The organism is Gracilibacillus marinus (genome assembly GCF_042651725.1).
Lineage (GTDB): Bacteria > Bacillota > Bacilli > Bacillales > Amphibacillaceae > Gracilibacillus > Gracilibacillus marinus.
On record NZ_JBHSDV010000001.1, the window covers coordinates 770543 to 796974 of the forward strand.

Genomic DNA, 26432 nt, shown 5'->3' on the forward strand with positions numbered 1-26432 from the left:
CTACGATAAGTCATCATCGATTCGCAGGCTCATCGTGATTCCTTTATCTCAGTTGGTTCGTTCCAGTCACTACGTTTCTAACCGGGCACTTACGCTTTTGGTTCATCCAGCTCCAGTGCCCAGAAACTAGGTGACTTCACCAACCGCCCTACGATAAGTCATCATCGATTCGCAGGCTCATCGTGATTCCTTTATCTCAGTTGGTTCGTTCCAGTCACTACGTTTCTAACCGGGCACTTACGCTTTTGAGTTATCATTTAAAAAGAATATTGCTATTGTTCCTGGGCCAGCGTGGGCGCCTATTGATGAGCCAATCATATTTATTTTTATTTCTTTAACTTGCCATTTTTCTTTAATCATAGATGCAATCATTTCAGCTGTTTCGAGTGCATCTCCATGACTAATTCCAATTGTTTGATTAGATAAATCCTCACCACGTTCTTCCATTACTTCTAACATTCGTTTAAACACTTTCTTGGAACCACGTATTTTTTCTAATGGAATTAGTTTCCCATCCTCCATATGTAGTAATGGTTTGACTTTAAGTAATGTTCCAACAAAGGCAGCGGTTTTACTTACTCTACCACCGCGGTATAAATATTCTAGATCGTCTACAGTAAAAATATGTTCCATATGTTCATAATAATGCTTGCTTATTGATAAAATTTCTTCGATAGTTTTACCATTCTTTACAGCTTCTGCTGCTTTTAATACAACTAAACCGTAACCTAATGAAGCGCATTTTGTATCGATTACATGCAAGTTGAAATCAGGATAAGATTCTTTCACTTGTTCTTCCATTAACTTCCCTGCTTGATACGTTCCAGACAATTCAGATGAAAATGCAAGATAGATTACATCATCGCCAGCTTTTGCATGTTTTTCAAAGGCATCTTGGAATGCTTGTGGACTCACTTGTGCTGTTTTTGGGGATTTCCCTTCACGCATTGCATCATAGATTTTCTTTGAAGAAATGGTAACACCATCTTCATAATTCTCACCATCTAACTGCACTGTAAGTGGTAACATTTCTACACCAAATTGTTCGCAATCAGATTGAGTTAAGTCACTTGCTGAATCTGCTAATATCTTAATTGCCATAAAAATCCCTCCTCTTTATAATAAAATGTATTGTTTTCTACTTATTTGTTTAGTATAAGTTTAAGCATAAGTTTTATATTCGTCAAAGATAATGTGAGACTTTTGAAGTAGATTCATAATTGCTGAGCAAGGACGGTACATTTCACAACTTTATTACGATAACGAGTACATTTAAAAATATGATTGCACAATACTCAAGAATCATGTAGGATTAATAAGGTTCATTTGAGGGTAATATTAAATGAACACCTACTTGATTTTATTACGGGGGGATTTCATTGTTCATTATGGAAGCAAAACGTATCGCAATTGTCATTGTTGGTGCGTTATTAAATGCAATTGCACTGAATTTTTTCTTAATTAGTGCACATGTATACGCAAGTGGATTTACAGGGATGTCACAAATTTTATCCACTATATTTACAGAATATTTAGGGATTATGAATATTAGTACAGGTATTATATTATTAATTTTAAATATTCCTGTTGCCATTTTAGGATGGTTCAAGGTAGGAAAAGGTTTTACGATATATAGCTTTTTATCGGTTATTTTTACGACATTATTTTTAGAAATATTACCAGTGATTGCATTATCGAATGACATTATGTTAAACGCCGTATTTGGTGGTGTGATAGCAGGTGTAGGTGTAGGGATTACCTTAAAGTGGGGTGCTTCTACAGGCGGATCTGATATCATTGCAATGGTATTATCACGTATGAAAGATAAACCAATTGGCGGCTATTTAATGATTATTAACGGACTAATTATCTTAATAGCTGGTTTGATTAATGAGCCAGAGAATGCATTGTACACTCTTGTTGGGTTATATGTAACGACACGAGTACTTGATGGTATTCATACTAGACATGAGAAAGTCACTGCAATGATTGTCACTAAGAAAGCAGATGAATTACAACAAGCAATTCATGATAAAATGGTTCGTGGTATTACTATTTTGCCAGTAAAAGGAGCCTATACAAAAGAAGACAAACACATGTTATATTTGGTAATAACTAGATATGAATTGTATGATTTAGAAAAAATTATTCATGAGGTAGATGAACATGCGTTTACAAATGTCATACAAACAGCAGGCGTATATGGATTCTTTAGAAGGAATGATTAACAGGAGTAACTTTTTCCCGCTGTTGTTCGACTATACTTATAAGTAGTGGATCGGTGTATTGTTGTACAAAAAGAAAGGGGATGTCTATGATGAAAAAAGTGATGATGTCATTAATACTATTAAGTACTATATCGCTTGTAGCCTGTGGAACAAATAACGAATCATCTGACAAAGATGTGAATCAACAAAATGAACAAGATTCGGCAAATATGGATGTTGATGAGATGCTTTCGTTCTCAGCATCTAGCGAAAAAGAAAAGGATATGGTTCGTTTTGAACTTACATTGCGTAATGAAACAGAAAAAGATGTGACACTTACTTTTCCTTCATCACAAAAGTATGAAATAATCGTCTCTAAAGATGACACTATTGTGTATCAATATTCCAAAGATAAAATGTTTACACAAGCAATAACAGAAGAAACCATAAAGAGTAACGAACAGTTAGTCTTAGAAGAGGAATGGCAGTATGATCAATCATTAGCAAGTGGAGAATACGATGTAGAAATTCATTTGTTGGTTACAGAAGTAAATGAAGAGAAAGTAGATGCAAAAAAGTTTTCAACTACTGGTAGTCTTCAAATAGAAAGTGAAGAAGCTACGGACACATCGAATCAAGAAGAAGAGATACCTGAGGATATGATAAAGAATGTTGAAGTGACTGGAGATAATGGTGCATATATGATTCGTGGAGAAGTTCATGGAGCAATTGGAACACTTTTTTATGAAGTAGAAGATGGTCATCAATATCTAATTGACGCAACAGAAATACCAATTGAAGCCAATAATAAATGGACAGAATTTGATATAGAGATTTCTATATCAGAAGATAAGTTGCCAACAAATGGCGCGCTCATTCTTTTCTTGTATAATGAAAATCGTTCTGTACAGTTACCAATCCAATTAGAATTGTTTCAATAGACAGAAGTAAAAGTAATGTGACAAAACTATATAGAAAAACTCGGCATCACGAAAAAGATTCGTAATTTGTCGAGTTTTTTTAATCTATTGGTTTTCTACGTTTCTAAGCGGACACTGTCGCTATTGGTTCATCCAGCTCCAGTGCCCAGAAACTAGGTGACTTCGCATAGTCACCTACAATAAGTCATCATTGATTCGCAAGCTCATCGTGATTCCTTTATTTTGTTTACTCTGCTCCAGTCACTACGTTTCTAAGCAGGCACTGTCGCTTTTGGTTCATCCAGCTCCAGTGCCCAGAAACTAGGTGACTTCGCATAGTCACCTACAATAAGTCATCATTGATTCGCAAGCTCATCGTGATTCCTTTATTTTGTTTACTCTGCTCCAGTCACTACGTTTCTAAGCAGGCACTGTCGCTTTTGGTTTTAATAACCGTAGTTTGTGATGACTTCTTCTACTTTGTTTGTTAGTACTTCCCATTCTACATCTATCTTTTTATTAACTGTGATAAAATGTTGAAAACCGAATACATTGTCAACACCTTCAATTTGCATTAAATCATTTAGAATATCATGTTCACTTGTTTGTCCTGGCATTACAGATATACTATTGTTACCTTCGAAAATCATTTTGTCACTTGTAAATTTCATTGCGTTTGGATTTGGTGTTGGTTCTACATGAATGCTCATGCTTATTTCCTCCTATTGTTCCCGTACTTTAACCTTATCATATCAAAAAAAGGAGGATTAAAAAAGTATTTCATTTTATTAACTTAATTTATAGAGCTTACAATAATAAGAAACATAGAAGGATGTGACAATATGTTCATTCAAATTGTTAGAATTGGGACAATTTCTGGTTTGTTATTAGGAGGAATATTATATGGACTTGACATTCTATTTCATAAAAAAATATATGTATTATTAATGAATGTGGATTTTATTCCAATATTTCAGGGTAAACAACTCCCGTTATTGGTGGAATGGTCTTTCCATCTTATTATTTCTTTTATCATCGTCTGGATATATCTTCTTTTATGGTGTCGATTAGGCAACAATATGAAGCGACTTTATTTTTCAGTGTTACTTGGAATAGTGGCAGGAATTAGTTATTTTCCATTAACGATAGTGGCTATAAAAGCAACACCTGCAATCAATGATTTTTTTGCAATCATTTTATGGTTTAGTGCGCATGTGATTTATGGACTGAGTATGTATTTATTAGTAAAATGGGAAAGAGGGCGTGTCTCATCATAGAAATATTAGAAAATGCAGTGGGGTATAATCCCCACTGCTTAAGATGACTTTCGTTATTTCAATTCGTTCTCTTGTTGCAACTGTTGTTCAAGTTGTTGTAATTCTCTTTGTTCTTCTGCTGTTGCATTTGTGTATGCAGATTGAATGGCTTGTTGTGCTGCTTGTTTGTCTTTCTCATTTAAATTCTTTCCATTCATTAAATTCGCTACAGCACTTTTCGCTTGTTCAAACATCTTGTTTTGCATAAGAATCCTCCTTAGAGTTACAATTAGGCATTGTATGCTTATTTTTTCAACAATCTGTTAGACGAAAAAATAAGCTAGACCAACTATTTGTGGTCAAGCTTATTATGGAGAAATTCCTTATAATTCATACAATTTAATTATTACCAAGAGACACATTTTTCGGTAACGACAGATATTCTGCTAAGAAATGACCGATTCCGTCACCCTCATTTGTGGCTGTTTCGTATTTTGCAACTTGTTTTAATTCTTTGATTGCATTTCCCATTGCAACACCAACTCCAGCATACTCAATCATTTCCAAATCATTGTCCTCATCACCAAATGCAATAATCCGTTCTTTAGGTATATGGAAATAATGTGCGATTTTATGTAATCCAACAGATTTGTTAATTCCTTTTCGAACAATTTCAATCACATTCCATGGCACACCCCATTTGCGATGCTCAATCATAGATGCATGTTCATCATCTAAATATTGACGTAATTCATCGATATGGTGATCACTCGGTTGGATGAGAATAGAAGTGGGATCAGCCTGTAAATGATTTTTTAAACTACCAATTGTGATGAGGTCCCGCTCATCTGGCTCTGTAAATGCATCAATGATATGTTGGTCAAATTTGTCTAAATACATGTTATCCTGAATCTCTGCAAAGATATTATGTACTTCAAAGTCATAACATGTTTGAATGATTTTTTTTGCGGTACGATTCGGTAAAGGGGAATGAACAACGTCCCATGAACGATTTGTAGGATGATGAATGAGAGCGCCATTAAAATTAACCATAGGAGTGTCTAATCCCAATTCTTTATAATATCGAATACTAGATCTATGGGGTCTACCTGTAGCAATAACAACAATATGGCCTTCAGCTATTGCTTTGGCAACAATGGATTTTGTATAAGGATTAATTGTCTTATTGTCATTTAATAAAGTACCATCTAAATCTAATGCGATTAAATGCTTTTTAAAATTCATTATTTATCACCTCATTATGTAGTATAGTCTATAGTTGATATGGATGATTGTAAAGTTCTTGTATAGTTTAGTATCATTTTTTTGCAAGAAATATTAGGAAGTTATATCATAGAGATAGACAAGCGGAAGGAAAGGAATTGTGTAATGATTACTATAACGAAAGAATACTGGTCAAATATCCCTGTGTTACATGTGGTGGATCAACAAAAGAAAGAAGAGGCATTACCAACATTAACCTACATACATGGTATTACAAGTGCGAAAGAACATAATTTACCAATTGCATATTTATTGGCAGAGAAAGGATATCGTGTCATTTTACCTGACTGTATGCATCATGGGGAGAGAGAAGAGAATATCTCTTCCGAAGCATTACAAATGCAATTTTTTGATATTGTAAAACAAAACTTAGACGACATTGAGACAATTTACGAACATTTAGTGATGAATGAATTAGTAGAAGTGGATCGATTTGGTCTAGCGGGAACGAGTATGGGTGGTATTACTACCGCTGCTGCACTTACACAATTTTCATGGGTTACATGTGCTGGTATCTTAATGGGTACACCAAAATTAACGCTATTTGCAAAAGATATGATTGAAAAAATGAAAGCATCAGTACCTAATTTTCCAGTACCTGATGAACAAATAACACTATTATTAGAGGAATTAACTGAAATTGATTTATCTGTTCAGAAAGATAAAATATTTGGACGTCCAATATTTTTCTGGCATGGGGAAAAGGATGATGTCGTGCCTTTTGCACATTCCTATGATTTTTATGAAGAAATAATCCCAGATTACAAAAATCCAGAAAACATTCATTTTCTTAAAGAAATAAATAGAGGACACAAAGTAAGTCGACTTGCGATTGTAGAATTTACGAATTGGTTAGAATACAAGCTGTGATGAAAATCATTTTCCAAACATATTGTTATCGTTTATAATAAAAGTATCTTTAGAGAGAAGAAGGAGGGGTTATGAATGGATCAAGCGCTTGAAGAAAATTTAATGGGTGCGTTAGAGAATGTAATTGACCCAGAATTGGGTATTGATATTGTGAATTTAGGCCTTGTATATGGCGTGGATTTAGATGATGAAGGTATTTGTACTGTTACAATGACACTTACTGCAATGGGATGTCCGTTAGCTGGTCATATTGAACAAGATGTGAAAAGAGTAATGGAAGATATTCCTGAAGTAAAAGAAACAGTTGTAAATATTGTCTGGAGTCCCCCATGGTCAAAAGACCGTATGTCACGATATGCGAAGATTGCATTAGGTATTCCGGATTAATATAACGCTTTGTAATCAAATCAGCACTGGAAACCCCCATTTTGTCTATTCCTAGTCAAATGGGGGTTTTGTATGTTCATAAAAATGCAGTATTGATTTTTTTAGTGCAATTAAGCCAGAAACTATATGCTATTAGTTTTAATCTAAAAACAACTTATCTTCTAATTTATTTACATGTATAATCCATTCTTGATTGGACTTTTGTTCTATAAATGTTTCTTTTTTTAATTGACTAAGAGTACGACTGATTGTTTCACGACTTGTCCCAATCATGTTCGCTAATTCTCGATTGGAGAAATGTTTTGTTAATAAATAGGAACCATCTTTTTGCTCTCTACCGTCTTTTTTAACTAATCTTAATAGTAACATCATTACTTGTTCGTATGTCGTGTGTAAAATTTGTTCTTCTAGGCGATGTTGTAAATCAACAATAATATCACCTAATACTTTGAATATTTTTACACTTATTTGAGGGTATTGAATTAAAAATTGTTCAAATTGCTTTTTGGGAATATAGACTAACAAACTTGGTGTAGTCACTTCAGCATGTGCTGGATAGCCATCATTTCGAAAGAATCCTTGATGTGGGAACATATCTCCTTTATTTAACACATTCACAATTTGTTCTCTACCTTGCACATCTGTACGATAAATCTTTACTGTACCTTCAAGAATAAAATAGACATTTGTTAATGGTTCTTCTTGCATGAACACATGGGTACCTTTTTTGTATCTTTTTGTATGAGCAATTTCCTTTAATGCATTTACTTCATAGTCACTCAGTTCTTTAAAAATAGGTATCGCATGTAAAATACGTACAATAGATTGCTCAATCAACAGAATATCCCCCTTTTTTATAAAATAAACACGTGTGGACAAATTTAACCAACACTAATGGCGAGTTCTAGCGTAAGTGTACGACAAAATAAGTGGTTCTATTTTTGTTGTATAAGTAAACCCCCTGCCATCATGCTGACAAGGGGTAGACGTAAGGGCTTAATTTTCTTCAGTTAAAATTCCATCACCTAAAATGATTGCGATGATACTAAAAATTGCTGCTACAGCTAACGTACCAGGAATGTTCATCGCATCACCAGCCATACTTGCTAATACATATCCTACAACTAAACTGATAAGTAGTGCCCAAAATATTGTCATGACATACTTCATTATAATGTTCACCTCATATTCTCTTCAAAATCTATGTATTTGCTGCATTCATTCTGTAAATAAAACATATACTTATATCTTACCAAATGTTTTAAAGAAAATAAATAATTATTTCTGATTTACAGTTGTAACCTTTTTGTAATCTTTTCTATGTTTACGTTATCGCTGGAAAACGTTAAAATAGTCCTATAAAGAAAATTGTGAACATTTCCAAGGAGTGCATACATTGAAGAAGCGATTTGGAATTATCTTAATACTAATCTTGTTCTTAGTGAGTACAACTGGTTGTATGAAGGCAAGTGGTGGTAGTGATATTACACGAGTTGGCATGTTAATTGAGCATTCTATCAATGATCAGACATGGGGAAATAAAGGGTATCGTGGACTACTTGCAATACAAGAGGAACATAATGTCGAAGTGTTCTTTCAAGAAGGTGTGAACACACAACAACAAGTAAACTATGCTGTAGAGCAATTTGTAAATAACGGTGTTCAATTAATCATTGGTCATAGTAGTATATATGGAGAGTATTTTCATAAACTTCAAGCGGCATATCCTGATATTGAATTTTTATATGTAAATGGTGCATATTCAGATGAGAATTTAACAAGTCTAAATTTTAATTCTCTATCTATGGGTTTTTTCGCTGGAATGATTGCAGGTAAAATGTCGGAAACGGGAAAAGTTGGCATTATCGCTGCATACGAATGGCAACCTGAAGTAGAAGGTTTCTATGAAGGTGTAGCATTTGAAAATCCGAATGTCGATGTCGAAATAAAGTATGTATATAGTTGGGATAAGTCTCCATTAGCGCTAGAGTATTATAATGAAATGGTAGAACAAGGTGTCGATGTGATTTACCCAGCAGGAGATGCATATAGTATTCAATTAATAGAAGCAGCCAAAGCAGACGATATTTATTCTATTGGATATGTAAATGATCAACAATCAATCGGTGGAGATTCTGTTTTAACTAGTACGATTCAACATGTTGATAAATTATATCTTTATGCCGTAGAGCAAATAATGAATGAGGAACTTGCCGGAGGTATATATAATTATGGTTTTCAACAAGAAGTCATTTCTATGGGACCATATAGTGAACGTATTCCAAAGCAATATCAAGATAAAATAGATACGTATATAAAGACATATATCGAAACAGGGTTATTACCGCATCAAATACAATAAAAATAGTAGTGAAAGGCGAGAAGAAACTTTGATTCTTCTCGCTTTTTGTATTAAATAAAGCTTCGATATTACATGGTTGAGATGAAGTATAACTGCTTTTAAAATATTTTTTAGTGGTTTCTGTCAAGAAAAGGAGAAAATATAGTACTTGAAATTATTGAGAAAATATTTTAAAATTAGTACCAAGTCTTAATAATTGCTATTAATTCCTTTGAGAGGAAGGATCAATATGAAAGCTGGAATAATTGGAACTGGTCATTACGCACCAGAAAAAGTATTAACAAATGCTGATTTAGAAAAAATAGTAGATACAAGTGATGAATGGATTCGTACACGTACAGGTATAGAAGAAAGACGAATCGCAAGTGATAATGAAGATACTTCTGATTTAGCTTATATGGCTGCATGTAATGCATTAGAAGAAGCAGGAATAAAAGGAGAAGAATTAGATCTAATTTTAGTAGCAACAGTAACACCAGATCAATCTTTTCCAACAGTATCGTGTAAATTACAAGATCGATTAGGAGCAACCCATGCTGCTGCAATGGATATTAGTGCAGCTTGTGCTGGATTTATGTATGGATTAATTACAGCAAAGCAATTTATCGAAACAGGCGCATATAAATATGTACTCATTATCGGAGCTGACAAATTATCCAAAATTACGGATTGGACAGATCGTAATACTTGTGTTCTGTTCGGTGATGGTGCAGGTGCTGCAGTAATGGGGCCGGTAAGTGAAGAGAGAGGTATTCTTTCTTTTGAATTAGGTTCTGATGGATCTGGTGGAAAACACTTAGCGGAAGAGAATAACCATATTGAAATGAATGGCCGAGAAGTATTTAAATTTGCTGTAAGACAAATGCCAGAATCATCTGTGCATGTAGTGGAAAAGGCAGGATATGCTAAAGAAGATGTTGATTATTTGATTCCACACCAAGCAAATATTCGTATTATGGAAGCTGCAAGACAACGATTAGGAATCCCTGAAGATAGATTAGCAGTAAATGTGAACAAATATGGGAACACTTCTGCAGCATCTATTCCAATTGCTTTGTCAGAAAGCGTAAAAAACGGTAAAATTAATGATGATAATTTAATTGTATTAGTAGGTTTTGGCGGCGGCTTAACATGGGGTGCTGTTGCAATAAAGTGGGGAAGATAAAGAAATTGGATTGAAGGAGGAAATAGAATGGCTAATAATAGAGTAGTAATCACTGGCTTAGGTGCCATCACACCACTTGGTAACGATGTAGAAACATTTTGGAATCATTTAAAATCAGGCGTATCTGGTATTGATTATGTGACAAAAGTAAATAAAGATGATTTCCCAGCCAAAGTGGCAGGAGAAGTAAAAGATTTTGAAGCAACAAAATATATGGATCGTAAAGACTCTAAACGTATGGACTTGTTTACGCAATATGCTGTCGCAGCAGCTAGAATGGCAGTAGAGGATGCTAATCTTGAAATTACAGATGACATTGCTCCACGTGTCGGTGTGTGGATTGGTTCAGGTATTGGTGGAATGGCAACATATGATGAACAATTCAGACGATTCATGGAAAAAGGGTATAAAAAAGTAAGTCCATTTTTCGTACCGATGTTGATTCCAGATATGGCTTCAGGTCAAGTTTCTATTCAACTAGGTGCAAAGGGGATTAATAATTGTTCTGTAACTGCATGTGCTTCAGGTGCTAATTCCATTGGAGATGCATACAAAGTAATTGAACGTGGAGATGCGGATTTCATGATTACAGGTGGTGCAGAGGCGCCTTTAACACCTATGTCATTTGCAGGATTCTCCACAGCAAAAGCATTATCATTTAATGATGATCCTAAAACAGCAAGTCGACCATTTGACAAAAATCGCGATGGTTTTGTAATGGGAGAAGGTTCAGGAATTATCATATTAGAATCATTAGAGTCAGCCCAAAAACGTGGTGCAAAAATATATGCAGAAATCGTTGGGTATGGCGCATCAGGTGATGCTTATCATATTACATCACCAGCTCCAGAAGGAGAAGGTGCTGCACGAGCAATGAAACAAGCAATAGAGGATGCGGGTATCCATGTAGAAGATGTCGATTATATTAATGCACATGGTACAAGTACGGAATACAATGACTCATTTGAAACAGCAGCAATTAAGTCTGTATTTGGTGAACATGCATATGCATTAGATGTATCTTCTACAAAATCTATGACAGGTCACTTATTAGGTGCAGCAGGTGCAATTGAAGCAATTGCTTGCGTTAAAGCGATTCAGGAATCTATTGCACCACCAACAATCAATTATGAAACACCAGACGAGAATTGTGATTTGAATTATGTTCCTAATGAGGCGAAAGAAAAAGAAATCAATGTTACATTAAGTAATTCATTGGGCTTTGGTGGACATAATGTTTCACTTATCTTCAAGAAATTTCAAAACTAACGACATAACAGAATTAAAAGCGAAGAAAGTATAAAAACTTTCTTCGCTTTTTTCTGTCTATTTGTTTACTAAAATAAAAAATGTATTCATATATATAGAAATAATTAGTGAGAATTTACATACATGTTCTACTAAGTGATTTCAAATCGGTTCGGCCTTGGATTAAACGGACAACATTAACGTAAAAAATGGACAAGCAGGTGAAAGAAATGATCTATGCTCTATTATTTTTACTTGGATTTGGTTTTGCTATATCAGGTGGTGTTTCTATTATATTGTATTTAAATTTTATCCCTGCAGGTTTACCGTTTGCTGATTATTTATCTGTTATTCAAACAAGAATGGAATGTTATTTTTTTATAATTGGCATTATTTTAATGGGGATTGCGCTAAATAAGTTAACAGTTATGTCTGTAAAATAATAACATAAAAAGAATAATTAAGTCTGATTTGGTCATACTGATGGATAAGAAATTTGGATAAAGTGAGGGTTTTCCTATGTTATATTTACATGATGTGTGGGTGAATTGGTTTGAAGGTGAAGAAAATGGCTATAACATATGTCCATTTCATGAGTGGCGAACATCTGATGGTATAGAAATATTAGATCAAATTCCGGTACTCTATATTGATAATAAAACATATCATTCCATTGAAAACGACTTACACGATATTCCGAAAGAAGTATTAGACCAAATTTATAAACGGGCATATGTAAGAAAAAATCAAGAACGTAATGTATTAGAATATGCAGCAATTGTGACAAATGGAAAATCCATATTAGCATTTGACACGATGGGATATCATATTCCAATTCGAAAGAGCAGATTAATTCCGAGACAGGAACGGTTAGTATTAGATTTGATTGAAGGTAGGAATCCTAAAATATATGAATTAACAGATACAGAGGAAAAAGAATACCACATCTTATCATTATCACCTGAAGCAATGATTGGATTAACGAGAAAAGAACGTCAATTAAAACAATTGTTAATGATTGCGTTAGATCAATTACAAGTCTCTGAATGTATAGAGGAAGTAAGGTATTGGTTAACAGAGTGGAGACCAGAAGATTATATAATGATTAAAGAGATGGATTTCAAAACAGCTTGGAATGAACTTTATCAAGATTTAGTAACTGGATGGTCAGTAAATCACGAACAATTTTGCCAACAAATCATGAAAGGTCAATCTTTTTATGAGAATATCATTGAGTCAGAGCAAAATGGCCAAATTTCAAAAACAGTAAATTAATGAGATTAGGTAAAAGAACTTTTAATCTAAAAAATCCAAACGATGCGATAACTATTTATCGAACCGTTTGGATTTTGTGCGTATATAACTCTAACTGGTAATTTTGAATCTTTATATGTGCGTTGTAATCGCTCCTGCTTGCCCACTCCTCTTTCCATGGGTTTTTTTCTTCAACTAACTTTTCCAAGCAAAGATCACTTGGAAAAGTGGATCTTCAGGAAAAAGAATCCCATAGGAGTGGGAGTGTGCGCCTTCGCCTTCGCTTAGTGAAGTTCTACAATGTTTGAAGGTGCTTATATATTGGGATGTTACAGATATGAGCTTATTATGTTCATTATGATACGTAATTAAATAACTAAATCATAGTCTATATGGAATATAGGCAACATTTTTATACTTACAAAAGGTGTAGAATATAAAAAGCATAGGCGTCCATTTCCACTATTAAGGAAAAAAACCACGGAAAGGGGAATGGACAAGCCGTAGCGGGTTCAACGCAGTCATCTAAACGGGCACTTACGCTTTTGCTTCATCCAGCTCCAGTGCCCAGAAACTAGGTGACTTCGTAAACCTCCCTACGATAAGTCATCATCGGTTCGCAAGCTCACCGTGATTCCTTTATCTCAGTTGGTTCACTCCAGTCACTACGTTTCTAAACGGGCACTTACGCTTTTGTTTCATCCAGCTCCAGTGCCCAGAAACTAGGTGACTTCACGAATCAACGATCAATAAGTCATCATCGATTCGCAAGCTCATCGTGATTCCTTTATTTCTGTTGATGCGTTCCAGTCACTACGTTTCTAAACGGGCACTTACGCTTTTGTTTTTACTCTTCCTAATCCCATTGCTTTTTTGGCTTTCTTTAACATTTTATTTGCAACAAAATTTGCCTTTTCTGCACCTTCATCAAGTAATTGATCAAGTTCTTCTGATTCCATAAGTTGATTGTATTTCTCTCTAATTGGTCGTAATGTTTCGATTACTACATTTGCTGTATCTTGCTTAAATTCCCCATAACCTTTACCTTTATATTTTGCTTCTAAAGATGCAATAGATTCACCAGTACAGCTTGCATAAATGGTTAATAAGTTACTAATGCCTGGCTTATTCTCTTTATCATATGTCACAATGCCATCTGAATCTGTTACGGCACTTTTTATTTTTTTCTCAATTTGTTTTTCTGTATCGAGCATATATATAGCTGATTTTTGATTTTCATCCGATTTACTCATTTTCTTAGTAGGGTCTTGTAATGACATAATACGTGCTCCTACTTTAGGAATGCTAATTTCTGGCACAGTAAAAATATCGTTGTAGCGGTTGTTAAATCGCTGTGCAAGGTCTCGCGTTAGTTCTAAATGTTGTTTTTGATCTTCTCCTACTGGTACAATATCTGTTTGATACAATAAAATGTCTGCAGCCATTAATGGTGGGTATGTTAGTAACCCTGCTGATACTGCTTCTTTACCTTTTGCTTTGTCTTTAAATTGAGTCATTCTCTCTAACTCACCAATGTAACTGACTGTTTGAAGCATCCAGCCTAACTGCGTATGTGCAGGTACTTCTGATTGAATAAACAATACAGATTTCTCTGGATTAATTCCAGAAGCGATATATAATGCTGCTAATGATTTTATGTTGTGTCGTAATTCTAAACGATCTTGTGGTACTGTGATTGCATGTTCATCAACTACACAAAAATAACATTCATTCTCTTCTTGTAAATCAACGAAATGTTTCATTGCTCCTAAATAATTACCTAATGTCAATGTGCCACTAGGTTGAATTCCTGAAAATATCTTTTTCAATTTTTTCACCTCATCAAATAATAAGATTTTTACTTTCATCTAAAGAATTATTAAAAATTCACACAAAAATAGCCCATTCTATTCCCTAGAGAAAGGGACGAATGAACCGCGGTGCCACCCTTATTATTCCGCAAATGCAGAATCACTTCAAATCTAAATTAGCTCCAAAGTCCAATTCCAATTCACCTTGATGCTTGTTTTCACCAACCACAAGCTCTCTAAAAATCAGCGGGTTATTGTACTACGCCTTTTTCATAGCTAGTCATATTACTTTTTTATATTATATATATTGTTTAGCATAAAAGCAATACCTGATACATAGTAAAGACAACTAATAAGTAAATGATACTGTCAAATGAACATAAATAAAGAGGTGTATAGCTTAACAAATACTATTAAAATAAAACAAGAAAGTACACTAAAAAAAGGGTGAATGGAGATGAACCAATATCATAATCATTTTGTCTCAATGGAAGAGTATTTTCGGATACGTGAAAGCTCTGATGCATTATTAGAATATGTATATGAATTATGAAGTTAGGGAGTATTGGATTATTAATCCGATGCTAATTACCCGCTTTTTGTATGACTCTCATTACTATATATTCTGTATTTCCTTCATTTAACAAACCTCTTTAAAGTATAGAAAAATATTAAGTTTCAAGATTTATATTAGTGAAATTTCAATTACTATAGTATGTCATGATTATAAATAATAAATCACCAATTGCACAATGGATAAACTAAGTAGTCCAATTCCTTGAGTGATAAAAAACTTGATGGTACTTGGACGAACATGATCAGACATTGCTTTATTTTCAATATAAGACTGTTCAAATTGCTTTTTCTTTGATTGAAAGACTTTTTGAAAACTGCTTACAGTAATATCAAAGAATTGTCGATATGTCACGTAAAGGAATAACCCTATACATACATATACGCCTCCAACAAAAAAAGTAATGTTAATAAAATAGATAAAACGTAGATCTTGATAAATTAAAAATACAAATACGGCACATACTATTATATGAATGAAAAAATAGTTAAGCTGTTTCATTGATAGTTACCTCACTCTAATTCTTGTTAATCGAAAAGTTTAATTCAGATATTGTCTAGTAGCTACGTTTCTAAACGGGTACTTTTAGCTTTTGTATCGTCTAGCACAAGTACCCAGAAACTAGGCTACTTCATGTATCAACCATCAATAAGTCATCATTGATTCGCAAGCTCATCGTGATTCCTTTATTTTGTTTGATTCATTCCAGTAGCTACGTTTCTAAACGGGTACTTTTAGCTTTTGTACTAGTATACCTATTGTAAAGGGTGTCGGGCAATTAATTGTAATTTTTCTTTGAATTTTTATAATAATCAGACTATTGCCAATATAAAGTGTATTCAAAATACTTTCGTGAAAATAGTTAATTAGTAGGGGTATTAATAAGTATAAAGATTCAATTATTCAGAAAATAACAAATAAATAATGAATATAAAAAAAGATGAATGTATAATAATATCCATGAGTTTTAACAAAAACTTTACATTCAATACATTAAACTTCTAGGAGGGTAACAATTATGAAAAGCAAATGGCTTTACTTATTGCTTGTTACATTATTCACAATGACACTTGTTGCATGTGGTTCTGGAAACGATGACAGTGCACAAGACAACGGAGCAGCAGATGATACTTCTGAAGAGAAAGTATTAAATATTTCGTCTTCTTCAGATATCCCTACATTAGATCCTATCATGACAGAGGATAATGTATCGACACAATGGATTGATACAATTTATGAAGGACTTTATCGTCAAGCACCAGGTGGCGAAATAGTATCAGGTATTGCAAAGATTGAAGAAACTGAAGTAAGTGAAGATGGATTAACATATACATTCCATTTACGTGAAGATGCGAAATGGGCAAATGGAGATCCGGTTACAGCACATGATTTCGTATATGGTTGGCAACGTGCGACAGACCCAGCTAACGGATCATTCTACGGTAACTACTTAATGAGTGGTAAAATCAAAAATGCTACTGAAATTTTTGCAGGAGATATGGCACCAGAAGAGTTAGGTGTCAAAGCAGCAGACGATTACACATTTGTAGTAGAATTAGAAGTTCCTATTCCGTATTTTGATTCATATGTAATTAATTCTAACTTCTTACCAGCACATAAAGAATTTGTGGAAGAACAAGGGGACAAGTTCTCTTTATCTCCTGATAGTATTTTATCAAATGGTCCATTCAAACTTACTGAATGGAAAGCAGACAATGGTTGGACAGTAGAGAAAAACGAAGACTATTGGGATGCTGAAAATGTAGCATTAGATGCTATTAATGTAAAAGTAATTAAAGAAACAAACACAGCACTTTCTAATTATGAAGTTGGCGACTTAGATCGCGTAACATTATCAGGTTCACAAGTTAACGAAAATCGTACAAATCCTGAATTTATGTCACTAACAGAATCAAGTGTTTTCTATGTGAAATTAAATCAAGAATCAACTGAAAAAAGTGAATATATGCAAAATGTGAACTTCCGTAAGGCAATTGCAAAAGGATTTGACAAACAAGCATATATTGATGTAGCTTATGGAAATGATTCTGTACCTGTAGATACGTTAGTACCATATGAATTTGTTCAACATCCAGAATCGGGTGAAGACTTCCAAACTGGAAATGAAGCATTGGCGTACGATGTGGAAGCAGCACAAGAATTTTGGAATAAAGCAAAAGAAGAATTAGGCTTTGAAGAAGTATCTGTAAGTTTCTTAAGTGGAGATTCTGATGTTGCTAAAAAAATAAGTGAAGTAATGAAAACAGAATTAGAAAAGAATTTACCAGGATTGACATTAGAAACAGTAAACGTTCCTTGGGCACAACAATTAGATTTAATGCGTTCAGGTGATTATGAATTAGCAGTTTCTGGTTGGGGACCTGATTATAAAGATGCTATTTCTTTTGTAGATATTTTCGTTACTGGTGGAGAGAATAATGATGTTGGTTATTCAAATGAAGAATACGATGCGCTAGTAAAAGCAGCCAAAACAGAATTGTTTAATGACCCAGTAAAACGTTTTGAATCATTACAACAAGCGGAAGATATTCTATTAGAAGAAGCAGGAATTGCGCCAATTATGCAACGTAAAACATCTGTTTTATCTAAGAGTTATGTAAAAGGATTAGAGAAAATGAATCCATTTGGAAACAACTATAGCTTCAAGTATGTAGATATCCAAAAATAAATCAGCTAGATGAATCAAATTATAGAAAGAGAGTATAGCCATGATTTATATGAGTTATACTCTCTTTTGCCCTATTAAATGAATTGTTCAAATTTTGCGGCAATTTCATTTGAAGTATATTAGGAGGTGGAGAATATGAGGAAGTATCTCTTTCAACGTATCATATATATGCTGATAACGCTTTTTATTATCGTTACAGCAACATTTTTCCTCATGAAAATGATGCCTGGTTCGCCATTTAATAATTTAGGTGGCAAAATGACCGATGAACAAAGGGTACTTTTAGAGGCGAAATATGGTCTTGATCAACCATTACCTGTACAATATTTTAAATATATGACGGGAATGGTGCAAGGTGATTTTGGCGTGTCATTTCAATATAATAATCGTCCAGTTACAGACATAATACTAGATAGAATTGGACCAAGTGCGCATTTAGGAGCTCAAGCTTTAATTATAGGATCAATATTAGGTGTGATTCTAGGTATGATTGCAGCAATTAAGCATAATACCTGGATTGATTATGGCTCGAATATTATTGCAGTATTAGGTATCTCCATTCCTTCCTTTGTTTTTGCGGGGTTATTGCAATATTATTTAGCAGTAAAATTACAACTGTTCCCCGTTTCTTTTTGGGAAGGGCCAATATATACTGTTTTGCCAACGATTGCACTAATGATTTTCCCTATGGCAATCTGTGCTCGTTTCATGCGAACAGAAATGTTAGAAGTGTTAGGGTCTGATTATATTGAATTGGCACGAGCGAAAGGTGTTAAGAATTCGAGCATTATGTTTAGACATGCAATGCGTAATGCATTAATACCAGTTGTTACAGTACTTGGACCAATGACTGTAAGTTTAATGACAGGAACATTAGTTATTGAACAAATCTTTGCCATACCAGGTATTGGTGAGCAATTTGTTTTATCTATTAGTACGAGTGATTACCCTGTGATAATGGGGACAACTATTCTATTTGCAGTACTGTTTGTTGTTGTTATATTAATTGTAGACTTATTGTATGGCTTGATTGATCCAAGAATCAGATTGCAAGGAGGGAAAAATTGATGGACAAAGAATCAAACAACTTACATGAAAATAAATTTCAACGTGTCCATGTGAAAGAAGAGTTAAGTGAAGAATTAGCTCGTCCACAATTATCCTTCTGGAAAGATGCTTGGATAAGATTATTGAAGAATAAAGGTGCCATTACAGGCCTTATTTTAATTGTTGTCATACTTTTGTTAGCATTTATTGGTCCATTTCTAAACAGTTATGGCATGAATGATGAGAATTATGATGCGGCGTATCTACCACCAAAAGTAAAAGGGTTAGAGTGGTTAGGATTTGATGGGATTTCGACAATTGAAGTACAAGGAACATCTGTAGACGATGCGATTACTCGCGGATTAGAAGGATACGAAATTGATAAAGAATTTGTACTAGATTCTACTGTTATAGAAGAACCAAATGGGGATGATATTGAATATTTTAAAGTCTCATTAGATGTCGATATGTATGCAGCGAATGGATTAGAAGATCAGTACTTTTGGTTTGGTACTGATAATATGGGGAGAGACTTGTGGACACGTATTTGGGAAGGAACACGAATCTCTTTATATATAGGTGTTTTAGCAGCAATGATTGATATGGTTGTTGGTGTGTTATATGGCGGTATTTCAGGTTATTACGGTGGTAGAACAGATAATGTGATGCAACGTATTATAGAAGTATTATCAGGTATACCAAATTTAGTTGTCGTAATTTTAATGATTATGATTTTGAAGCCAGGGTTATTGGCAATTACGATTGCGTTAACGATTACTGGTTGGATTGGTATGGCTCGAATTGTGCGTGGACAAGTATTAAAATTAAAGAATCAAGAATTTGTATTAGCAGCTAGAACATTAGGTGCTAATGACAAGCGAATATTAATGAAACATTTAATTCCAAATGTGATGAGTGTGATTGTTATTAATACAATGTTTACAATTCCAAGTGCGATTTTCTTCGAGTCATTTTTAAGCTTTATTGGTTTAGGGTTACAACCGCCACATGCTTCATTAGGTTCATTAATCGATACAGCTTTCGATGATTATCGAGTTTATCCGTATATGCTATTGTTCCCAGCTGTGATTATATCTTTATTAATGATTGGATTTAACATCTTAGCAGATGGTTTACGTGATGCATTAGATCCGAAAATGAGACGATAGAAAGTGAGGTGGCAAAAATGGAAACTATTTTAGATGTGAAGAATTTACATGTGACGTTTGATACGTATGGTGGAAGTGTACAGGCTGTTAGAGGAGTGAACTTTTCATTAAAGAAAGGAGAAACATTAGCAATTGTTGGAGAATCAGGTTCGGGTAAATCTGTTACAACAAAAGCATTAATGGGTCTCGTTGCAAAACCGGCAGGGAGGATTCCCCAAGGTGAAATTTTATTTAATGGAAAAGACTTAGTACAATTATCAGATAAAGAAATGCAAAAGGTAAGAGGAAAAGAGATGTCGATGATTTTTCAAGATCCAATGACATCATTAAATCCAACAATGAAAATAGGCAAACAAATAATGGAAGGGTTAATTCTCCATCAAAAACTAAGTAAACAAGCTGCAACAAAGAGAGCACTTGAATTACTAGAACTTGTTGGTATTCCAGAGCCTCAAAAAAGAATCAATCAATATCCACACCAGTTCTCAGGTGGGATGAGACAGCGTGTTGTTATAGCAATCGCATTAGCATGTAATCCACAAGTACTAATCGCTGATGAACCAACAACTGCCTTAGATGTAACAATTCAAGCACAAATTATTGAATTAATGAAAGACATTCAAGCAAAAATGGGCACATCGATTATTTTTATTACACATGATTTAGGTGTAGTTGCAAATATTGCTGATCGTGTTGCTGTCATGTATGCAGGAAAAATTGTAGAAGTAGGAACGGTTGATGAAGTATTTTATAATCCTAAACATCCATATACATGGGGATTATTAGGATCAATGCCAACAGTAGATAGTGCAGATGAGAAATTGGTTGCAATTCCAGGTACGCCACCTGATTTAATACATCCACCTAAAGGGGATGCATTTGCTGCAAGAAATGAATATGCATTAGCTGTTGATTTTGAGGAAGAACCACCGTTATTCAAAGTATCAGATACACATTATGCTGCTACATGGTTGTTACATGAAGATGCACCAAAAATCGAACCTCCACAAGCTGTGAAAAGACGAATGAAAGGTATTGCTGCTGAGGGGAGAGAACAATCATGACAAGAGAAAAATTATTGGAAGTAAGAGAATTAAAGCAACACTTTAAAACTGATAATAAAAGTGTAATAAAAGCAGTTGACGGGATTAGTTTTGATATATATAGAGGAGAAACATTTGGATTAGTGGGTGAGTCTGGATGTGGTAAATCTACAACAGGTCGTACGATTATTCGTTTATACAATGCAACGAGTGGAGATGTCATTTTTAATGGTACAGATGTACACAGAACGAAGTCCAAAAAAGAACTGAAAGCATTTAATCGACAAATGCAAATGATTTTTCAAGATCCATATGCTTCATTAAATCCAAGAATGACAGTAAAAGATATTATTGCTGAAGGGATAGAAATTCATGGATTAGTTAAAAATGATGCTGAAAAAACTAACAGAGTGCATGAATTGTTAGAAACAGTTGGGTTGAATAAAGAACATGCTTCTAGATATCCACATGAATTCAGTGGTGGACAACGCCAAAGAATTGGGATTGCTAGAGCATTGGCAGTAGATCCGGAGTTTATTATTGCGGATGAGCCGATATCTGCATTAGATGTATCGATTCAAGCGCAAGTAGTAAATTTATTAAAAGAATTACAAGAAGAGCGTGGTTTAACGTATTTGTTTATTGCCCACGATTTATCGATGGTTAAATATATAAGTGATCGAATTGCTGTAATGTTTGCAGGGAAAATTGTGGAATTAGCTGATAGTGATGAGTTGTATCATAATCCACTTCATGCATATACAAAATCGTTATTATCAGCAATTCCAGTTCCAGATCCTGATTATGAACGAAATCGAAAACGAATTATTTTTGACAAAGATCAATATGATCCGACAAATTCGGAACTAAGAGAAGTTAAAGAAGGTCACTGGGTATTGTGCACAGAAGAAGAGTACAAACAACTAATTAAATAATTAACTAATGGAAGAACTGGTGTAATTAGAATTACACCAGTTCTTTACATATATGAATGCACTTTTTTTAAATGGATTCATATCATTATAACAACTTGGTTTCTCTAAGATAAACTGACAAAAAAGAAAAAAATAATACAAATTTCTCTTTTCCTCACAAATTGTACAGTATTTTCTATATAATAAATAATAGAAGTCAAAAAAATACTAGGAGTTTGGTAAAATGCAGAAAGTCAACAGGAAAATTACAAAAGTTTTCATGATTATGATTTTAGTCGGGTGGATACCCATTCATTTGAATGCAGAGGAATCTAATGATTCATTAAAAGCGGAGCATCATGTGACAAAGCAATCAAATCTAGAAAAATTTACAATTCCTAAAAGTTTTGCTAGATTTACTTTTCAATCTGGATTACAGTTTACATATCCTGATGCGGTTCGAGGCATATATGTTACAGGCCCTTCTGCTGGTGGAAGCAAAATGGGTAGTCTCTTGCAATTAATCGAGAAAACAGATTTAAATGCAATGGTGATTGATGTAAAAGAGGATCATGGAAATCTAACATTCAAAGTTGATGAAAATTCTCCGTACGCTGATATCTCTTTAAATTACATAAAGGATGCGCGTAAATTGCTTGAGAAGTTAGAAGAAAAGAATATATACCCAATTGCACGCGTAGTTGTTTTTAAAGATTCTGAGTTAGCTAATAAAAGACCTGATTTATCATTCACAGAAAATGGAGAAGTATGGGCAAATAGTAGAAATGAATCTTTTGTTAGTCCATTTAAGAAAGAAGTTTGGGAATATAATGTAGAAATTGCAAAAATGGCTGCAGAATTGGGATTTCAAGAAATTCAATTTGATTACGTACGATTCCCTGAGGGCTTTGAAAAGCGAGACAAAGAATTAACATACGACCTTGGAGATTACAAAGACTCAGAATTAGGCGATGTCAAACGAAGAGTAGATGCAGTCACTGATTTCGTTGCATACGCAAAAGATGAATTAGCACATTATGATGTAGATGTGTCTGTAGATATATTCGGATATGCTGCAACAATCGAAGAAGCGCCAGGAATAGGACAGAATTTTTCGAAAATCTCATCAAACGTAGATGTGATTTCATCGATGATCTATCCAAGTCATTGGACATCTTACTTCGGTATTGACTTTCCAGATAAGGAACCATATCGATTAGTAACAGAATATGCAAAAGTAGAGAATGAAGTATTAGGTAATTTGGATTCAAAACCAGTTTCAAGACCTTGGATTCAAGACTTTGAAGCACCTTGGTTATATAGCGGAAATACATTCCAATATGGAAAAAGTGAAGTGGAAGCTCAAATAAAAGCATTAAATGAGAATGGAATTAAAGAATTTTTAATTTGGAATGCAGGAAATACGTATACAGAAGGTGTAGATTATACACCACTTGATTAACCTCACACATTGTGGGGTTTTCATGTTTCTACCGGTCACTTTTAGCTTTTGGTTCATCCAGCACAAGTGACCAGAAACTAGGCAACTTCGTTAATTCATCTACAATAAGTCATCATCGATTCGCAAGCTCATCGTGATTCCTTTATTTTGATGAATTCACTCCAGTTGCTACGTTTCTAAGCGGTCACTTTTAGCTTTTGGTATCATTTACGTTTAGCTTTTATTAAGATAGGGAATAGTAATGACGATAATAGAGAAGAATAGAATGTAGAATTTTAGTCGGGAGGGCTTTTTTTGACCTGGTACGAGAAATTGAATCAATACTTTCCAGTAGAAGAAATGAAATCAAGAGAACATATGGAATTATTATTAAAGGAAAAAGGCGATGTGTATTACAAAGACGAAGGCCCACATCATGTGTTAATGTATGCCGAATTTCCAACATTTATTTTTGTTGATTATGTTTATGTTTCTACAGAATCAAGAGGGCAAGGAATCGGACACCAATTATTTGAAAAATTAAAAAGTAAAAGCAAACCAATTATTTTAGAAGTGGAACCATATGATTATAAGGATACAGATTCGACCAAACGTTTACGATTTTATCAAAGAGAAGGGTTCAAACATGCACTTTCGATTGGATATACAAGAAAGTCATTAGCAACAAATGAAGCAAATACACTTGAAATACTATATTGGTCTCCAACAGGCGAAAATGAAGAACAGATTTACGAACAAATGAAGAGAATGTATGAGGATATTCACACATATAAAGATACGGAAGTGTATGGAAAAGCATATGAACCCGTTGATGAAGTGTTAACATATGGCGAAGAAAGAGAAGTAGATGATATTTTTAAAACTTTAAATGAAACCTTTAAAAAAAATAAGTAAACTTTATGTTTATTAAAGGTTAGAGAGGGAATACTACAATATAAGTAAAGAATGTGGAAAAAGTGAATAAAATCACGTAATACTCTATCATTCCCTTGTAAGTTGTAGTATACTTAGTACATAGTTAGTAGATTATACTAATTTTAATGTAATAAAGGATGTAATAGAAAACATCTGCATTATAAATTAAATCCATTTGAGGAGTGAAGTTACATGGTAACACTTTATACCTCGCCAAGTTGTACATCTTGCCGGAAAGCGAAAGCGTGGTTAGAGGAACATAATATTGCATTTCGTGAACGCAACATTTTCTCAGAACCATTATCGCTTGATGAAATTAAAGAAATATTGCGAATGACTGAGGATGGTACGGATGAGATTATTTCTACTCGTTCAAAAGTTTTTCAAAAACTTAACGTAAATCTTGATCAATTACCATTGAAAGATTTGTTTCAATTAATTCAAGACAATCCTGGTTTACTTAGAAGACCTATTATATTAGATGAGAAAAGACTTCAAGTTGGTTATAACGAAGATGAAATCAGAAGATTCTTACCACGTACTGTAAGAACATTCCAACTTCGTGAAGCACAGCGAATGGTTAATTAGCTGAATTAGTATGTGAATATAGTTGATTTCATGCGAAGTTATATATAGCGATGCAATAGTATACGCTAATGAGTAGAACATGGCCGTGGCTAGAAATTATCGTAATCAAAAGTACGATAATTATTGATAAAGCAGATCTGTATAAATAGATCTGCTTTTTATATTTTATCATAAGATATTAAATGACAAATTGTATAGAATAAGCTACAATCAATAAATACAACTTTATATTACAAATCATTTGAAAATTAAATACCTATTTTAAGATTTTATGTTTTCAAATAAGCCATGAATGTCATACAATAGAAATAACAACTTAACTATTTTGTTGTAAATCATTGATGTAGGGTATGAGAACAAAAGGGTTTAGATATAAATAATGCAATTCCCTTCCAACCCAACTACCTTAATAAGAAGGGAGAGTTATGTAATGGAAATTGAAAGAATAAATGAGAACACGATTAAATTTTATATTTCTTATATGGATATCGAAGATCGAGGATTTGATCGAGAAGAGATTTGGTATAACCGTGAGAAAAGTGAACAGTTGTTTTGGCAAGTGATGGATGAAGTAAATTATAATGAAGAAGAATTTCAAATAGACGGGCCATTATGGATCCAAGTACAGGCATTAGAAAAAGGACTAGAAATTATTGTAACAAAGGCTCAACTTTCAAAAGATGGTCAAAATCTAAAATTACCAACAGAGTCAGGTAAAACAGTAGATATGCCAGTTGATGACAAAATTGAGTCATTATTGGAAGAGAAATTTGGTCCATTGCATAAAAACGAACCTGAAGTAGAAGATCATTATGGACATGATTTTGTTGTTGTTGTTAGTTTTAATGATTTAGAAGATATTATCCAATTAAGCCATGTATTTGAACCAGTAGCAGGCATGGGGGAGTCTTTATATCATTATAAAAATAAATATATGTTAATTACACGCTTTGATGAGGAATATTTATCTGATGATGAACAAGAAGACTTGATTAGCCAAATTTTAGAATTTGGTAATGAATCAAGTGAGACAATGTTTATTGTAGAGGAATATGGAAAAGTCATTTTTGAAGAAGAGGCATTAACTCAAATGAAAGAACATTTTAATTGTTAACTAGGTATTTCTCCACGAAATACCTAGTTTTTCCTTTTTGTAGTGGGAGGGTTTGAATGTGTCCAATGTCCACATCAAGAAATTCTACTTATTTTCACACCCAGTAAGATATAAGAAGTTACACCATTTTTTAATTCACCTTTTTTATACAAA

Annotated in this window: 27 protein-coding genes and 1 other annotated feature; of the genes, 19 read left to right on the forward strand and 8 right to left on the reverse strand. The window is 33.8% G+C overall.

Going from position 1 to position 26432, the window contains the following annotated elements; genetic code table 11:
- Nucleotides 1-237 precede the first annotated feature (237 nt).
- Entirely contained in the window at nt 238-1101 is an 864-nt protein-coding gene (locus tag ACFOZ1_RS03320) for a DegV family protein (RefSeq protein ID WP_390195822.1), read from the reverse strand.
- A gap of 278 nt (nt 1102-1379) precedes the next feature.
- Here ACFOZ1_RS03320 and ACFOZ1_RS03325 point away from each other — a divergent pair, with 278 nt between their 5' ends.
- Nucleotides 1380-2228, forward strand: coding sequence for a YitT family protein (locus tag ACFOZ1_RS03325; protein WP_390195824.1), 849 nt, complete (start codon nt 1380-1382; stop codon nt 2226-2228).
- 89 nt (nt 2229-2317) lie between these two features.
- Nucleotides 2318-3148 carry a BsuPI-related putative proteinase inhibitor gene (locus ACFOZ1_RS03330; protein ID WP_390195826.1) on the forward strand — a complete coding sequence of 277 codons (831 nt, stop codon included), beginning with the start codon at nt 2318-2320 and terminating at the stop codon, nt 3146-3148.
- A 425-nt stretch (nt 3149-3573) separates the two neighbouring features.
- Here the strand turns inward: ACFOZ1_RS03330 and ACFOZ1_RS03335 are convergent, their stop codons facing one another.
- Nucleotides 3574-3837, reverse strand: coding sequence for a NifU N-terminal domain-containing protein (locus ACFOZ1_RS03335; protein ID WP_390195829.1), 264 nt, complete (start codon nt 3835-3837; stop codon nt 3574-3576).
- A gap of 132 nt (nt 3838-3969) precedes the next feature.
- On the opposite strand from ACFOZ1_RS03335, the gene ACFOZ1_RS03340 reads away from it, so the two are divergent.
- Complete coding sequence (locus tag ACFOZ1_RS03340; RefSeq protein ID WP_390195832.1) at nt 3970-4404, forward strand: hypothetical protein; 435 nt, start codon at nt 3970-3972, stop codon at nt 4402-4404.
- Between the two features lie 53 nt (nt 4405-4457).
- Here the strand turns inward: ACFOZ1_RS03340 and ACFOZ1_RS03345 are convergent, their stop codons facing one another.
- Together ACFOZ1_RS03345 and ACFOZ1_RS03350 are read right to left on the reverse strand one after the other, a co-directional pair.
- The gene (locus tag ACFOZ1_RS03345; protein WP_390195834.1) at nt 4458-4649 is read right to left on the reverse strand and encodes a DUF3813 family protein; all 192 of its coding nucleotides are present in this window, start codon (nt 4647-4649) and stop codon (nt 4458-4460) included.
- A gap of 133 nt (nt 4650-4782) precedes the next feature.
- Nucleotides 4783-5628, reverse strand: coding sequence for a Cof-type HAD-IIB family hydrolase (locus ACFOZ1_RS03350; protein WP_390195837.1), 846 nt, complete (start codon nt 5626-5628; stop codon nt 4783-4785).
- A gap of 144 nt (nt 5629-5772) precedes the next feature.
- Here ACFOZ1_RS03350 and ACFOZ1_RS03355 point away from each other — a divergent pair, with 144 nt between their 5' ends.
- On the forward strand, nt 5773-6537 hold the full coding sequence (locus ACFOZ1_RS03355) for a prolyl oligopeptidase family serine peptidase (RefSeq protein WP_390195839.1): 765 nt from the start codon (nt 5773-5775) through the stop codon (nt 6535-6537).
- Nucleotides 6538-6612: 75 nt separating this feature from the next.
- Nucleotides 6613-6924, forward strand: a complete 312-nt coding sequence (locus ACFOZ1_RS03360; protein WP_390195842.1) for a metal-sulfur cluster assembly factor — start codon at nt 6613-6615, stop codon at nt 6922-6924.
- Between the two features lie 138 nt (nt 6925-7062).
- Here the strand turns inward: ACFOZ1_RS03360 and ACFOZ1_RS03365 are convergent, their stop codons facing one another.
- Together ACFOZ1_RS03365 and ACFOZ1_RS03370 are read right to left on the reverse strand one after the other, a co-directional pair.
- On the reverse strand, nt 7063-7761 hold the full coding sequence (locus ACFOZ1_RS03365; RefSeq protein ID WP_390195845.1) for a Crp/Fnr family transcriptional regulator: 699 nt from the start codon (nt 7759-7761) through the stop codon (nt 7063-7065).
- A 159-nt stretch (nt 7762-7920) separates the two neighbouring features.
- Nucleotides 7921-8094, reverse strand: coding sequence for a DUF2929 family protein (locus ACFOZ1_RS03370; protein WP_390195847.1), 174 nt, complete (start codon nt 8092-8094; stop codon nt 7921-7923).
- Nucleotides 8095-8320: 226 nt separating this feature from the next.
- Between ACFOZ1_RS03370 and ACFOZ1_RS03375 the strand changes: the two genes are divergently transcribed.
- From ACFOZ1_RS03375 to ACFOZ1_RS03395, 5 genes are all read left to right on the forward strand, one after another.
- Nucleotides 8321-9286, forward strand: a complete 966-nt coding sequence (locus ACFOZ1_RS03375) for a BMP family ABC transporter substrate-binding protein (protein WP_390195850.1) — start codon at nt 8321-8323, stop codon at nt 9284-9286.
- A 229-nt stretch (nt 9287-9515) separates the two neighbouring features.
- Nucleotides 9516-10451 carry a beta-ketoacyl-ACP synthase III gene (locus tag ACFOZ1_RS03380; protein ID WP_390195852.1) on the forward strand — a complete coding sequence of 312 codons (936 nt, stop codon included), beginning with the start codon at nt 9516-9518 and terminating at the stop codon, nt 10449-10451.
- Between the two features lie 27 nt (nt 10452-10478).
- Nucleotides 10479-11720: a beta-ketoacyl-ACP synthase II gene (fabF, locus tag ACFOZ1_RS03385; protein ID WP_390195854.1), complete on the forward strand. Its 1242-nt coding sequence runs from the start codon at nt 10479-10481 to the stop codon at nt 11718-11720.
- Between the two features lie 209 nt (nt 11721-11929).
- Nucleotides 11930-12142, forward strand: a complete 213-nt coding sequence (locus ACFOZ1_RS03390) for a hypothetical protein (protein ID WP_390195857.1) — start codon at nt 11930-11932, stop codon at nt 12140-12142.
- A 76-nt stretch (nt 12143-12218) separates the two neighbouring features.
- A complete protein-coding gene (locus tag ACFOZ1_RS03395) occupies nt 12219-12974 on the forward strand; it encodes a DUF3603 family protein (protein ID WP_390195859.1) in 756 nt (251 codons plus the stop codon).
- Between the two features lie 812 nt (nt 12975-13786).
- On the opposite strand, the gene trpS is transcribed toward ACFOZ1_RS03395, so the two are convergent.
- Together trpS and ACFOZ1_RS03405 are read right to left on the reverse strand one after the other, a co-directional pair.
- Nucleotides 13787-14782: a tryptophan--tRNA ligase gene (gene trpS, locus ACFOZ1_RS03400; RefSeq protein ID WP_390195861.1), complete on the reverse strand. Its 996-nt coding sequence runs from the start codon at nt 14780-14782 to the stop codon at nt 13787-13789.
- A 90-nt stretch (nt 14783-14872) separates the two neighbouring features.
- Nucleotides 14873-15047: a binding site (T-box leader), on the reverse strand.
- A gap of 441 nt (nt 15048-15488) precedes the next feature.
- Complete coding sequence (locus tag ACFOZ1_RS03405) at nt 15489-15839, reverse strand: DUF3899 domain-containing protein (protein WP_390195864.1); 351 nt, start codon at nt 15837-15839, stop codon at nt 15489-15491.
- A gap of 517 nt (nt 15840-16356) precedes the next feature.
- On the opposite strand from ACFOZ1_RS03405, the gene ACFOZ1_RS03410 reads away from it, so the two are divergent.
- The 9 genes from ACFOZ1_RS03410 to mecA all read left to right on the forward strand — a co-directional run bounded on the left by ACFOZ1_RS03410 (nt 16357) and on the right by mecA (nt 26279).
- Nucleotides 16357-18027: a peptide ABC transporter substrate-binding protein gene (locus ACFOZ1_RS03410; RefSeq protein WP_390195867.1), complete on the forward strand. Its 1671-nt coding sequence runs from the start codon at nt 16357-16359 to the stop codon at nt 18025-18027.
- 135 nt (nt 18028-18162) lie between these two features.
- The gene (opp3b, locus tag ACFOZ1_RS03415; RefSeq protein WP_390195869.1) at nt 18163-19095 is read left to right on the forward strand and encodes an oligopeptide ABC transporter permease; all 933 of its coding nucleotides are present in this window, start codon (nt 18163-18165) and stop codon (nt 19093-19095) included.
- The gene (gene opp3C / locus ACFOZ1_RS03420) at nt 19095-20243 is read left to right on the forward strand and encodes an oligopeptide ABC transporter permease (RefSeq protein ID WP_390195872.1); all 1149 of its coding nucleotides are present in this window, start codon (nt 19095-19097) and stop codon (nt 20241-20243) included. Before opp3b ends, opp3C begins: the two co-directional genes overlap by 1 nt.
- A 17-nt stretch (nt 20244-20260) precedes the next feature.
- The gene (locus ACFOZ1_RS03425; RefSeq protein WP_390195874.1) at nt 20261-21307 is read left to right on the forward strand and encodes an ABC transporter ATP-binding protein; all 1047 of its coding nucleotides are present in this window, start codon (nt 20261-20263) and stop codon (nt 21305-21307) included.
- Nucleotides 21304-22221, forward strand: a complete 918-nt coding sequence (locus ACFOZ1_RS03430) for an ABC transporter ATP-binding protein (protein WP_390195877.1) — start codon at nt 21304-21306, stop codon at nt 22219-22221. The genes ACFOZ1_RS03425 and ACFOZ1_RS03430 overlap by 4 nt, the downstream gene beginning before the upstream one ends.
- Nucleotides 22222-22444: 223 nt before the next feature.
- Complete coding sequence (locus ACFOZ1_RS03435) at nt 22445-23662, forward strand: putative glycoside hydrolase (RefSeq protein ID WP_390195879.1); 1218 nt, start codon at nt 22445-22447, stop codon at nt 23660-23662.
- Between the two features lie 294 nt (nt 23663-23956).
- The gene (locus tag ACFOZ1_RS03440) at nt 23957-24556 is read left to right on the forward strand and encodes a GNAT family N-acetyltransferase (RefSeq protein WP_390195882.1); all 600 of its coding nucleotides are present in this window, start codon (nt 23957-23959) and stop codon (nt 24554-24556) included.
- Between the two features lie 213 nt (nt 24557-24769).
- Entirely contained in the window at nt 24770-25165 is a 396-nt protein-coding gene (gene spxA / locus ACFOZ1_RS03445) for a transcriptional regulator SpxA (protein ID WP_390195885.1), read from the forward strand.
- Between the two features lie 430 nt (nt 25166-25595).
- Complete coding sequence (mecA, locus tag ACFOZ1_RS03450) at nt 25596-26279, forward strand: adaptor protein MecA (protein WP_390195888.1); 684 nt, start codon at nt 25596-25598, stop codon at nt 26277-26279.
- The last annotated feature ends 153 nt before the right edge of the window (nt 26280-26432 follow it).

Bases quoted from the DNA above. Each gene is read 5' to 3' on its own strand.
- ACFOZ1_RS03320 (WP_390195822.1), bottom strand. From the start codon at position 1,101: ATGGCAATTAAGATATTAGCAGATTCAGCAAGTGACTTAACTCAATCT.
- ACFOZ1_RS03330 (WP_390195826.1), top strand. From the start codon at position 2,318: ATGAAAAAAGTGATGATGTCATTAATACTATTAAGTACTATATCGCTT.
- ACFOZ1_RS03335 (WP_390195829.1), bottom strand. From the start codon at position 3,837: ATGAGCATTCATGTAGAACCAACACCAAATCCAAACGCAATGAAATTT.
- ACFOZ1_RS03340 (WP_390195832.1), top strand. From the start codon at position 3,970: ATGTTCATTCAAATTGTTAGAATTGGGACAATTTCTGGTTTGTTATTA.
- ACFOZ1_RS03345 (WP_390195834.1), bottom strand. From the start codon at position 4,649: ATGCAAAACAAGATGTTTGAACAAGCGAAAAGTGCTGTAGCGAATTTA.
- ACFOZ1_RS03350 (WP_390195837.1), bottom strand. From the start codon at position 5,628: ATGAATTTTAAAAAGCATTTAATCGCATTAGATTTAGATGGTACTTTA.
- ACFOZ1_RS03355 (WP_390195839.1), top strand. From the start codon at position 5,773: ATGATTACTATAACGAAAGAATACTGGTCAAATATCCCTGTGTTACAT.
- ACFOZ1_RS03360 (WP_390195842.1), top strand. From the start codon at position 6,613: ATGGATCAAGCGCTTGAAGAAAATTTAATGGGTGCGTTAGAGAATGTA.
- ACFOZ1_RS03370 (WP_390195847.1), bottom strand. From the start codon at position 8,094: ATGAAGTATGTCATGACAATATTTTGGGCACTACTTATCAGTTTAGTT.
- ACFOZ1_RS03380 (WP_390195852.1), top strand. From the start codon at position 9,516: ATGAAAGCTGGAATAATTGGAACTGGTCATTACGCACCAGAAAAAGTA.
- fabF (WP_390195854.1), top strand. From the start codon at position 10,479: ATGGCTAATAATAGAGTAGTAATCACTGGCTTAGGTGCCATCACACCA.
- ACFOZ1_RS03390 (WP_390195857.1), top strand. From the start codon at position 11,930: ATGATCTATGCTCTATTATTTTTACTTGGATTTGGTTTTGCTATATCA.
- ACFOZ1_RS03395 (WP_390195859.1), top strand. From the start codon at position 12,219: ATGTTATATTTACATGATGTGTGGGTGAATTGGTTTGAAGGTGAAGAA.
- ACFOZ1_RS03405 (WP_390195864.1), bottom strand. From the start codon at position 15,839: ATGAAACAGCTTAACTATTTTTTCATTCATATAATAGTATGTGCCGTA.
- ACFOZ1_RS03410 (WP_390195867.1), top strand. From the start codon at position 16,357: ATGAAAAGCAAATGGCTTTACTTATTGCTTGTTACATTATTCACAATG.
- opp3b (WP_390195869.1), top strand. From the start codon at position 18,163: ATGAGGAAGTATCTCTTTCAACGTATCATATATATGCTGATAACGCTT.
- opp3C (WP_390195872.1), top strand. From the start codon at position 19,095: ATGGACAAAGAATCAAACAACTTACATGAAAATAAATTTCAACGTGTC.
- ACFOZ1_RS03425 (WP_390195874.1), top strand. From the start codon at position 20,261: ATGGAAACTATTTTAGATGTGAAGAATTTACATGTGACGTTTGATACG.
- ACFOZ1_RS03430 (WP_390195877.1), top strand. From the start codon at position 21,304: ATGACAAGAGAAAAATTATTGGAAGTAAGAGAATTAAAGCAACACTTT.
- ACFOZ1_RS03435 (WP_390195879.1), top strand. From the start codon at position 22,445: ATGCAGAAAGTCAACAGGAAAATTACAAAAGTTTTCATGATTATGATT.
- spxA (WP_390195885.1), top strand. From the start codon at position 24,770: ATGGTAACACTTTATACCTCGCCAAGTTGTACATCTTGCCGGAAAGCG.
- mecA (WP_390195888.1), top strand. From the start codon at position 25,596: ATGGAAATTGAAAGAATAAATGAGAACACGATTAAATTTTATATTTCT.